The sequence below is a fragment of the Oceaniglobus ichthyenteri genome (assembly GCF_003057885.1).
GTDB classification, from domain to species: domain Bacteria; phylum Pseudomonadota; class Alphaproteobacteria; order Rhodobacterales; family Rhodobacteraceae; genus Oceaniglobus; species Oceaniglobus ichthyenteri.
The window spans coordinates 161,450-172,505 of record NZ_QAGK01000005.1; the positions used below are offsets into that span (position 1 = coordinate 161,450).

Below are 11,056 nucleotides of genomic sequence, written 5' to 3' on the forward strand. Positions count from 1 at the left end.
GACCTGTTAAACACGCGAAAATCCAACGATTGAGGAGCCGATGATGGCTGAATCCGATACCACCCCCGCGACCCCAGAAGAGCCCAAAGCCCCCGCCGCACCACAACTGCGCATTCTGGGCCAGTTCATTCGCGATATGTCGTTTGAAAACATCGTGGCGCGCAAGGGCACCGGCGGCAATGTGACCCCCGATGTTCAGGTTCAGGTCGCGCTGGATGCGAAAAAACGCAATGAGGGCCAGTACGAGGTTATCGGCAAGTTCAACATCACATCGCGTGACAAGGAAACCAACAACACCTTGTTCGTGCTTGAGCTGGAATATGGCGGGATCTTTGCCATTGAAAACGTGCCAGACGAACAGATGCACCCCTTTTTGCTGATCGAATGCCCGCGCATGTTGTTCCCGTTCATTCGCCGCATTGTCAGCGATGTGACCCATGATGGCGGATTCGCACCACTGAATCTGGATACCATTGATTTTGTTGCGCTTTATCGCCAAAGCCTGCAACAGCGTGCCGCCGCACAGGCCGCGCAGGCCGCGCAAAATGGTGACGCCGCAAAGCCGAACTAGGCCTTTTGCACCCAAACGGCCGTTTCGCCCATCGCCGCAACAAACGCGCGGTGGGCGGCGGTTTCTTCCTCGGTGATGCGCGGGGGCAAGGGAGCAGGGCGCGGGCGTGGACGCCATGTTTCGTTTGACCCGGATGTAGAGTGTTCGTCACCCACCGGTGCCAAAACCAGATCAGGCTGCCGCCCGCCGATCAATTCCAAATAAACTTCGGCCAGGATTTCGGAATCGAGCAATGCGCCGTGCAGGGTGCGCGATGAATTGTCGATGCCGAACCGGCGGCACAGGGCATCCAATGACGCAGGCGAGCCGGGAAACCGTTTGCGGGCAATCGCCAAGGTATCAATCGCCTGTTCCCACGGCAATTTCGGCAGGTTGATCCAGCCCAGTTCCGCATTGAGGAATTTCATATCAAACGCGGCGTTGTGGATTACCAGTTTGGCATCACCGACAAAATCCAGAAATTTCTGACCGATGGCAGCGAATTTGGGTTTGTCGCGCAGAAAATCATCGCCCAACCCATGCACTTCGAACGCCTCTTGCGGCATTGACCGTTCGGGGCAGATATATTCGTGAAAGGTGCGGCCCGTTGGCATGTGATTGTGCAACTCGACCGCGCCGATTTCAACGATGCGATCGCCTGATTCAGGCTCAAACCCGGTGGTTTCGGTATCAAGAACAATCTCACGCAATTTTCTGCTCCTGTTTGATATTGGCAATCAGGCGGTTCACCGCAGATCGGGCCGTTTCCAGGGTTGTTGTGTCAATCACCACATCGGCCTGCGCGCGTTTTTGTCCATCGGGCATTTGTTTGGCAAGGATCGTTTCAAAATGATCCCGCGTCATGCCGGGGCGTTCCATGACACGGCGGCGCTGTTCCCCGGCATCGGTCGACACCACAACAACCTTGTCAAATTCGCCTTGGCTGTTGGTTTCAAACAGCAGCGGAATATCCAGAACCACAATCGGTGCTTTGGTTCGGGTAATAAATTCGGCGCGATCCGCCGCCACCAAGGGGTGAATCACCTGTTCAATCTGGGGCAGGGCGGTGGGATCACGGGCGATCCAGGCCTTCAGAACACCGCGATCAACCTGCCCATCACGCACCGCATCCGGGTAAAGATGTGACAGGGCAACCGCCCCCGCACCGGAATATAACCGATGCACGGCAGAATCCGCATCCCACACCGGAATCCCGAGATCGGCAAACATCTGTGCCGTCGTCGATTTTCCCATGCCGATGGAACCTGTCAGCCCAATCAGATAAGGCCGCGTCATTGGCCCAGCACCACCTCACGCGTGGCGCTGTCAACTTCGGGTCGGGTGCCAAACCACCGCTCAAACGCCGGCGCGGCCTGATAAATCAGCATGCCCAAGCCATCGACGGTGGTACAGCCAAATTCGCGGGCGCGTTGCAAAAACGTGGTATCCAGCGGGGTATAAACCAGATCGGTCACCACGGCCGAAGATGACAAACCATCCAGCGGCACCCGAAAATCGGGTTTGCCCACCATCCCAAGCGAGCTGGAATTCACCACGGTTTGCGCCCCGTCCAACGTATTGCCGGCCTTGACCCAATCATAAACCACGATTTTGGCGCCAAATTCGGCGCGCAATGCCTCGGATCGGGCGCGGGTGCGGTTGGTCAGCCGGATTTCCGGCGCGCCGGCATCAATCAGCGATGTGATAATCGCACGTGCGGCCCCGCCGGCCCCAAACACCGCTGCCGGCCCCGACCGCGGATCCCAATGGGGCGCGCCTTCTTTCAAATTCTGAATAAACCCATAGCCATCGGTGTTATCGGCGTGAATTTTCCCATCGGCCCGAAAAATCAACGTATTTGCCGCCCCGATCAGGGCCGCGCGATCCGTCACAAGATCGGCCAGATCCAACACCGCCTCTTTATGGGGAATCGTGACGTTACAACCGACAAACCCCATTTGCGGCAGCGTTCTGATCACATGGGCCAGATCGGCCTGTGCCACATCCATCGGTATATAATAGCCCGCAATCTCCATGGTGCGCAGCCAATGTTGGTGCAACGCAGGAGAGCGGCTGTGCGCGATAGGAGAGCCGATAACGCCGGCCAGAGGGATTTTTTGATCGGTCATGAATCTAACATGCCTTTGAGTGTGAGATAGGACAAGAGGTCAAGCAGCGGCAGGCCCAGAACACTGAAATAATCACCCTGAACCCGGCTGAAAAGGCGCGCGCCTTCTTCTTCCAGTTTATAGGCGCCAACGCAATTGCGCACACTGTCCCAGTTTCGGGTAAGATACTGATCGATATAATCATCGCTCAGGGTGCGCATGTGCATCTGTACCACGTTCATATGCCGCCAGACCGGTTTGGCATCTTCATACACCACAACCGCCGACAACAATTGGTGTTTCTGGCCTGACAACGCCTGTAACTGTTGTTTTGCCACATCAGGTGACGGCGCCTTGCTTAGCACGGTCCCGTTCAGATCAAGCACCTGATCACAGCCAATCACAACGGCACCGGGATGTTTGGTGGCAATTTTGCGGGCTTTGAATTCGGCCAGGGCATCGGCAATATCGCGCGGCGTGGCCTGTTCGGCCAACATGGATTGTTTGATCGCCGCCTCATCGATCCGGGCCGGCACCGCATCAAAGATGACACCGGCGTTGCGCAACAGCTGTTGGCGGATATCCGAGGTTGAGGCCAGAATGATCGGTTTGGGCATGGGATAAATCCGTGGATAAACGGCGGGATGAAAAATGGGCGACTCGGACAAAACGGCAGATCAACAGGGCCTTTGCATAACTCATCGTTTTCTGCACGGGCCGGCCCATGTTTGTCCACCGTGGACAGAGGGAAATTCACAGATGTGGACAACATCGGATATCCCGTGGCGATACCCAGTTGACCCCGTGGATATACACATCAGATATTTCATCAACATATTGAAAATTCATGTGTTTTCATATTTATCCCCGTTCATCCGCAAACAGGCAGTTCCGCTCAGATCGATCGTGGACAAACCCTTGGGCAACCGAATAATCCCCGTTATCCACCGCGTCTACTATCATCATCTTCTTTTCTTTCTATCTTATTTATTGAATAGAGAGGGTCGGGTTTTCCAAAGGACACGCCATGTCAGATCTGCTTTATGTCGCTTACCCATGGGTAAAATCCCTGCATATCATTTCAGTGATCTCTTGGATGGCGGGCATATTTTATCTGCCACGCCTGTTTGTGCATCACACCGAACAGGTGCAGGTCGGCAGTGAAACCGATGGTCTTTTTCAAATGATGGAGCGTAAGCTTCTTAAGTTGATCATGAACCCCGCAATGATTGCCACATGGCTGTTTGGGCTGATCATGGTCGCCACCCCCGGGATGATCGACTGGGCCTCCTGGTGGCCCTGGATCAAGGCCCTGGCGGTGATTGGCATGACCTGGTTTCATATGTGGTGTGCGGGTCAGCGCAAAGTGTTGGCAGCAGGGCAAAACACCAAGGCAGGATCGTATTTTCGCAAGATGAACGAAGTGCCGACTGTGCTGATGATTGTCATCGTGTTTTCGGTTATCGCCAAACCATTCTAAGCAAGATTGACTTTCACTGGTATCCGGCCTATCTGCTGCGTGCGGTCATTCGATCGTGTGTTCTCCCTTGAATAAATGACAGCGGCGCTTTGGTGTCTGCTAAGGATATCTGACCATGACCCAGGACCGTTTGAACCTTGCCGATCTCAAGGTGCAAAGCCCCAAAGACCTTTTGGCGCTGGCAGAAGAGCTTGAGATTGAAAACGCATCGACCATGCGCAAAGGCGAGATGATGTTCTCGATCCTGAAAGAGCGGGCCGACGATGAATGGATCATCGGCGGTGATGGCGTTTTGGAGGTGTTGCAAGACGGTTTCGGATTTCTGAGATCGCCCGAGGCCAACTATCTGCCCGGCCCCGACGATATTTATGTCTCACCAGAGTTGATCCGCAAATACGCCCTGCGAACTGGCGACACTGTCGAAGGCGTGATTCGTGGCCCCGATGAAAATGAACGTTATTTCGCCTTGGTCGAAAGTGAGACGATCAATTTCGAAGAGCCGGAAAAGGCCCGCCACAAGGTTGCCTTTGACAACCTGACGCCGCTGTACCCCGACGAACGGTTCAAGCTGGAACTTGACGATCCAACGGTCAAGGACCGCTCGGCGCGGATCATTGATCTGGTGGCGCCGATCGGCAAAGGTCAGCGGTCATTGATTGTTGCACCGCCGCGCACGGGTAAAACCGTTTTGTTGCAGAACATTGCCAATTCGATCGAAAAGAATCATCCCGAGGTGTATCTGATCGTGCTATTGATCGATGAACGCCCCGAAGAAGTGACCGACATGCAGCGGTCGGTGAAGGGCGAAGTGATATCGTCGACCTTTGATGAACCTGCAACGCGCCACGTTGCGGTATCGGAAATGGTGATCGAAAAGGCAAAACGCCTGGTCGAACATAAACGTGATGTGGTGATCCTTTTGGATTCGATCACCCGTTTGGGGCGGGCATTCAACACTGTCGTTCCGTCATCAGGTAAAGTGCTGACAGGCGGTGTTGATGCCAATGCGTTGCAGCGGCCAAAGCGGTTTTTTGGTGCGGCGCGTAATATCGAAGAGGGTGGTTCACTGACCATCATCGCAACCGCCCTGATCGACACAGGCAGCCGGATGGACGAAGTGATCTTTGAAGAATTCAAAGGCACTGGTAATAGTGAAATCGTGCTGGATCGCAAGGTGGCGGATAAACGGGTATATCCGGCGATGGATATCCTCAAATCCGGAACTCGCAAGGAAGAATTGTTGGTTGAAAAGGGCGATTTGCAGAAAACATATGTTCTGCGCCGGATTCTCAACCCGATGGGCACCACCGATGCGATTGAATTCCTGATCTCGAAATTGAAACAGACAAAGTCCAACGCTGATTTCTTCGACTCAATGAACACCTAAAACTGGCCGACCCCTAGGATCGCAAACATGGAAACGATTTTCGCTCCGGCCACGGCACGGGGCAAGGCGGGCGTGACAGTTACACGAATATCAGGGCCAAGCGCATTTGCGGCCTGTCAGACCCTCGTCGGGGATGTGCCACCGGCGCACCGTGCATCCTTGCGGATTATTCGCGATACAGACGGGGCGATGTTGGACGAAGGATTGGTGATAACATTTCCCGCTGGCAAAAGCTTTACCGGCGAAGAAACTGTTGAACTGCAAACCCACGGCAGTATCGCGATCACCAATGCCATCCTACGGCGTCTGGGTGATCTGCCCGATCTGCGACTGGCAGAGCCAGGCGAATTTACCAAGCGCGCACTGTATAACAACCGTCTTGATCTGACACAGGTCGAAGGCTTGGCCGATCTGATCGAGGCCGAAACAGAAGTTCAGAGAAAACAGGCACAGCGGGTTCTTTCGGGCGAAATTGGCGCATTGACCGAAGGCTGGCGGCGCAATCTCATCCGCGCGGCCGCACTTCTTGAAGCGACGATAGACTTTGCCGATGAAGAGGTTCCAATCGATGTGTCGCCCGAAGTGACCTCGCTGATTGATACCACGTTGAGAGACCTACAGCAGCAGGCATCGGGCAGTCACGCCGCCGAACGAGTACGCGATAGTTTTGAAGTTGCGATCATCGGCGCACCAAATATCGGAAAATCGACATTGCTCAACGCATTGGCGGGGCGCGACGCGGCGATTACGTCAGAAATTGCCGGCACGACCCGTGATGTTATTGAGGTAAGGATGGAGATTGACGGTTTACCGGTTACGCTGTTGGACACTGCTGGGCTGCGCGAAACTTCGGATCAGATTGAACAGATTGGCGTAGATCGCGCGAAAAAGCGCGCGTCGATGGCAGATCTGCGGATTGCATTGGTTCAAAGTGTTGATGAATCTCTTGGCGTCGATCTGGAAGAGGACGACTTGATTTACCTTGGTAAGGGCGATTTGGCCGATGGGACAATGCGTTCGATATCGGGGAAAACCGGCGCCGGAATTGACCTTCTGCTAAAGGACGTATCCGATAGATTGCAACAGCGCGCCGGGTCAGCCAGTATCATGATCCGGGAACGGCATCGGATTGCGCTTCAGCGGGGGATCGAGGCTTTGTTTGCAGCGAAAAATGTTGTAGGGCAGGGGCCAGACCAGGCGGAACTGGCTGCCGAATCTCTGCGCAGTGCTGTTCGCGCGCTGGATTCTCTGGTCGGACGGATCGGTGTAGAAGATGTTCTTGACGAGGTTTTCGCCACCTTTTGCCTGGGTAAATAAGGAGTGTTTCACGTGAAACAATTTGACTTCGGCGTCGTCGTAATTGGCGGGGGTCACGCGGGATCCGAGGCGGCCCATGCCAGCGCGCGTATGGGAGTCAAAACAGCATTGGTCACGATGGATCCTGAAACCATCGGCGCCATGTCCTGTAATCCTGCAATTGGCGGCCTGGGTAAAGGCCATCTGGTGCGCGAGATTGATGCCCTTGATGGAATTATCGGTCGCGCCGCTGACAAGGCCGGAATCCAGTTTCGGCTTTTGAACCGAAAGAAAGGCCCAGCCGTGCAAGGGCCGCGCGCCCAGGCGGATCGCGAGTTGTTCCGGCTGGCTATTCAATCTGAGCTTGCCGCGCAGGAGAACCTGTCGGTTATTCAAGGCGAGATTGTCGACTTGGCTTTATCGGGACATGTCGTTAGCGGCGTCGTTCTGGCGGATGGGTCTGTGATAAGCGCGCCAAACGTCATTGTAACGACAGGAACGTTCCTTCGCGGTCTGATCCATATTGGCGAGCGAAAGATCGTCGGTGGCAGAATGGGGGCGAATGCATCAACACGCCTGGCTGATACTTTCACAACTCTCGGCGCTCCGCTGGGTCGTTTGAAAACTGGTACCCCACCGCGGCTGGATACGAAATCGATCAACTGGTCGGCTCTTGAAATGCAGCCCGGCGATGACGATCCGGTTATGTTCAGTTTTCTTTCCAATGGTCCAACAGCGCAGCAGATCAGTTGTGGCATTACACATACTAACGAACGGACTCACGCGATCATCAGGGATAACCTTGATCGTTCGGCGATGTATGGCGGTTCAATCGAAGGTATCGGCCCACGATATTGCCCGTCGATTGAGGACAAAATAGTTCGGTTCGCTGATAAAACCTCGCATCAGATTTTTCTTGAACCCGAAGGTTTAACATCGAATGCGGTGTATCCGAACGGCATTTCCACATCTTTGCCAGAAGATGTGCAGCTGGATTACGTGCGTTCTATATTTGGTTTGGAATCCGCGGTTATCCTGCAACCGGGATACGCGATTGAGTATGATTATATTGATCCGCGCGCATTGGACCAGTGTTTGCAGTATAAGGGCGTGTCCGGTCTGTACCTTGCCGGACAGATCAATGGCACCACGGGATATGAAGAGGCAGCGGCGCAGGGATTGGTTGCTGGGCTGAATGCCGCATTACGTTTCAGTGAGCAGGAGCCGCTTATCTTTCAACGTTCGACCAGTTATATTGGCGTGTTGATTGATGATTTGGTCTCTCGCGGGGTCACTGAACCCTATCGAATGTTCACGTCTCGCGCAGAATTTCGGCTTTCCCTGCGCGCTGATAATGCCGATCAGCGGTTGACCGAAATCGGACAAGGGGTGGGCTGTGTTTCAAAACAGAGGTATTCGAAGTTCCAAGAAAAACTAGGTCGGCTTGAGGCGGCACGCGCACTTCTGTCTGAGCGGAGTTGGACCTCAAATGATGCGATCAAGGCCGGAATTGAGGTATCCAACGATGGATCCCGTCGGACGTCGTATCAGTTGCTTAGCCTGGGACAGGTTTCATTTTCAGATTTGGTCAAGCTCGATGGCCGCTTGTCTGAAATTGATCCAGAAACATCGGTGCAGATTGAACGTGAGGCGTTATATGCGATCTACCTCGAACGTCAGGATCGCGATATTGCGGCACTGAAGAGAGATGAAGAGATTTTGATACCCAGTGATCTTGATCTGAATAGCATCAGCGGGTTGTCAAACGAGCTGAAAAGCAAGCTGGAAAGAGCGCGGCCTGGGTCTCTTGCCCAAGCGGCACGGGTTGAGGGGATGACACCAGCCGGACTGTCGATAATCTTGTCAGCGGTAAAGAATATGTCGAGAGTTGCGTAAAGTGGTGATTTCTTTTGAAGAGCTTCAATCCCAGGTTCCGTATGTTTCACGTGAAACATATTCTGACCTTTGCGCATTTGAGGATACGATAAGAAAATGGAATCGGCAAATAAATCTGGTTTCATCGAACACTCTTGATGAGATTTGGACCCGTCATTTCATCGATTCCTTACAACTCTTGCCACATATCCCGGGCGAAGCCAGACAGGTTCTTGATATCGGGAGTGGCGGTGGTTTTCCGGGGATACCTCTTGCACTTGCAATGAAACAGCACGGGGCGGAATTTTCCTTTGTTGAAAGCGATCAACGAAAATGCGAATTTTTACGAACCGTTTCACGGGTTACAAATATCCATCCAAAAATTATCAATCAGCGGATTGAGAATCTTGAACCGCAATCTGTCGACGTTTTGACAGCGCGTGCTCTGGCACCGCTCGGTGATCTGCTGGGTTTTGCGCATCGACACCTCGCGCCCACCGGCATCGCCCTTTTCCTCAAAGGGGCCCGTCTTGAGGACGAGATGAAGGAAGCTCAGAACGTTTGGCAATTTTCCGCTACCACCCATTCCAGTATCACTGCACCAGACGCCACCATTCTTTGCATCGGAGATATCCGCCGTGTCTGATCTTATGCGAACCAATACACCTCGTATCATCGCGGTTGTGAATCAGAAGGGTGGGGTGGGGAAGACAACCACAACGATCAATCTGGCCGCGGCTTTGGCCGAAGATGGCTATAACGTTCTGATTGTTGATCTTGATCCGCAAGGGAATGCGTCAACAGGTTTGGGAGTTGATACAAACACCCGGCTTCTGACGACCTATGATTTGTTGCTGGATGATGCAAAACTATCAGAGGTTATTTTGACAACCGAAGACGACGGAGTGTGGATCATACCCGCCACCACCGATCTTAGTTCTGCGGATATTGAAATGCTATCCAACGAGAAACGCAGTTTTTTGTTGTATGACGCGTTGCGCCAACCCGCGATGGATCAGTATGGGTTTGACTATATCCTGATCGATTGTCCACCATCGCTGAGTCTGTTGACGGTGAATGCGATGGTTGCAGCGCATTCTGTTCTGGTTCCATTGCAAAGTGAATTCTTTGCTTTGGAGGGGCTTTCGCAGTTGATGTTGACGATTCGCGAAGTACGCCAAAGTGCAAACCCGAATTTGCGGATCGAAGGTGTGGTTCTTACCATGTATGACGGACGCAACAGATTGGCGCAGCAGGTCGAATTTGATGCAAGAGAAACCCTGAAAGATCTGGTGTTTCAGACCGTCATTCCCCGCAATGTCAGGGTAAGTGAGGCACCGTCATATGCCCAATCGGTTTTGGCCTATGACGCAACATCAAAGGGCAGTATTGCCTATCGTTTGTTGGCGCAGGAGTTGGTTCAGCGTCACCATGGCCCACAGCAAAAGGTTGGATGAAATGTCGGATAAGAAACAAGAACGTCGTGGCCTTGGCCGTGGGTTGTCTGCGCTGATGGCGGATGTTGGGGTGGCAGAACAGGGCAAATCCGATGACAAGCCGGCCCGCCGGATCGACCATTTTATCCCGGTTGATCGGATTGAGCCAAATCCCGAGCAACCCAGACGCGCCTTTCCCCAGGAACGGCTGAGCGAACTGGCAGCGTCGATTCGGGAAAAAGGCGTGATCCAACCGCTTATCTTGCGGAAAAATCCGCGTGATCCCGAGATGTTCGAAATTGTCGCGGGTGAACGGCGGTGGCGTGCCGCGCAGCTTGCCCAATTGCATGAAGTGCCGGCCGTTGTTCGCGAACTGGACGATATCGAAGTTCTTGAAATTGCAATTATCGAGAACATTCAACGGAGCGATCTGAATCCGGTGGAAGAGGCAGCCGGTTATCGCCAATTGATGGATCGGTTCGGCCATACCCAAGAGAAGTTGGCCGAAGCATTGGGCAAAAGCCGCAGTCATATCGCCAACCTTCTGCGGCTTTTGAACCTTCCGGATGATGTGTTGGCTTTGTTGCGTGATGGGGCGCTTTCCACCGGTCATGCGCGGGCGTTGGTTGCCACCGATGATCCGTCGGCCTTGGCAAAAATTGTGGTGTCTAAAGGCTTGTCGGTTCGCCAAACCGAAGCGTTGGCAAAGAACCCCAAACCAGACGCGACGCCGAAGCCAAGGAAAGAAAAGGCAGAAAAAGATGCAGACACCCGCGCGTTGGAACAGGATTTATCCGCCGCGGTCGGGATGAGTGTTGTGATCAACCATGACGCTGGCATGGAGTCAGGAGCGTTGAGCGTGACCTATAAATCTCTGGAAGAGTTGGATGAGCTTTGCCGGATGCTCTCCAACCCCGGATAAAG

Annotated in this window: 12 protein-coding genes; 8 read left to right on the forward strand and 4 right to left on the reverse strand. The window is 53.6% G+C overall.

Annotation, left to right across the window (positions count from 1 at the left end):
- The first annotated feature begins 43 nt into the window (after positions 1-43).
- Complete coding sequence (gene secB, locus C8265_RS09580; protein WP_108483910.1) at positions 44-571, forward strand: protein-export chaperone SecB; 528 nt, start codon at positions 44-46, stop codon at positions 569-571.
- Here the strand turns inward: secB and dnaQ are convergent.
- From dnaQ to C8265_RS09600, 4 genes are read right to left on the reverse strand one after another with little or no spacing between them, the layout of a single operon-like run.
- Positions 568-1,260: a DNA polymerase III subunit epsilon gene (gene dnaQ / locus C8265_RS09585; RefSeq protein ID WP_108483781.1), complete on the reverse strand. Its 693-nt coding sequence runs from the start codon at positions 1,258-1,260 to the stop codon at positions 568-570. The genes secB and dnaQ overlap by 4 nt on opposite strands.
- Positions 1,253-1,846, reverse strand: a complete 594-nt coding sequence (gene coaE / locus C8265_RS09590; RefSeq protein WP_108483782.1) for a dephospho-CoA kinase — start codon at positions 1,844-1,846, stop codon at positions 1,253-1,255. Before coaE ends, dnaQ begins: the two co-directional genes overlap by 8 nt.
- Positions 1,843-2,679 (reverse strand): shikimate dehydrogenase, encoded by an 837-nt coding sequence (locus C8265_RS09595; protein WP_108483783.1) that lies wholly within the window; start codon positions 2,677-2,679, stop codon positions 1,843-1,845. The genes coaE and C8265_RS09595 overlap by 4 nt, the downstream gene beginning before the upstream one ends.
- Positions 2,676-3,275, reverse strand: a complete 600-nt coding sequence (locus C8265_RS09600; protein WP_108483911.1) for a Maf family protein — start codon at positions 3,273-3,275, stop codon at positions 2,676-2,678. The genes C8265_RS09595 and C8265_RS09600 overlap by 4 nt, the downstream gene beginning before the upstream one ends.
- A 410-nt stretch (positions 3,276-3,685) precedes the next feature.
- Between C8265_RS09600 and hemJ the strand changes: the two genes are divergently transcribed.
- The 7 genes from hemJ to C8265_RS09635 all read left to right on the forward strand — a co-directional run bounded on the left by hemJ (position 3,686) and on the right by C8265_RS09635 (position 11,054).
- The gene (gene hemJ, locus C8265_RS09605; protein ID WP_108483784.1) at positions 3,686-4,138 is read left to right on the forward strand and encodes a protoporphyrinogen oxidase HemJ; all 453 of its coding nucleotides are present in this window, start codon (positions 3,686-3,688) and stop codon (positions 4,136-4,138) included.
- A gap of 115 nt (positions 4,139-4,253) precedes the next feature.
- On the forward strand, positions 4,254-5,525 hold the full coding sequence (gene rho / locus C8265_RS09610) for a transcription termination factor Rho (protein ID WP_108483785.1): 1,272 nt from the start codon (positions 4,254-4,256) through the stop codon (positions 5,523-5,525).
- Between the two features lie 27 nt (positions 5,526-5,552).
- Positions 5,553-6,842, forward strand: a complete 1,290-nt coding sequence (mnmE, locus tag C8265_RS09615; protein ID WP_108483786.1) for a tRNA uridine-5-carboxymethylaminomethyl(34) synthesis GTPase MnmE — start codon at positions 5,553-5,555, stop codon at positions 6,840-6,842.
- A 3-nt stretch (positions 6,843-6,845) separates the two neighbouring features.
- The gene (gene mnmG, locus C8265_RS09620; RefSeq protein WP_206050319.1) at positions 6,846-8,717 is read left to right on the forward strand and encodes a tRNA uridine-5-carboxymethylaminomethyl(34) synthesis enzyme MnmG; all 1,872 of its coding nucleotides are present in this window, start codon (positions 6,846-6,848) and stop codon (positions 8,715-8,717) included.
- A 1-nt stretch (position 8,718) separates the two neighbouring features.
- A complete protein-coding gene (rsmG, locus tag C8265_RS09625; RefSeq protein ID WP_240611041.1) occupies positions 8,719-9,342 on the forward strand; it encodes a 16S rRNA (guanine(527)-N(7))-methyltransferase RsmG in 624 nt (207 codons plus the stop codon).
- Positions 9,335-10,153: a ParA family protein gene (locus C8265_RS09630; RefSeq protein ID WP_420818859.1), complete on the forward strand. Its 819-nt coding sequence runs from the start codon at positions 9,335-9,337 to the stop codon at positions 10,151-10,153. Before rsmG ends, C8265_RS09630 begins: the two co-directional genes overlap by 8 nt.
- A gap of 1 nt (position 10,154) precedes the next feature.
- Entirely contained in the window at positions 10,155-11,054 is a 900-nt protein-coding gene (locus tag C8265_RS09635; RefSeq protein ID WP_108483788.1) for a ParB/RepB/Spo0J family partition protein, read from the forward strand.
- Positions 11,055-11,056 lie beyond the last annotated feature (2 nt).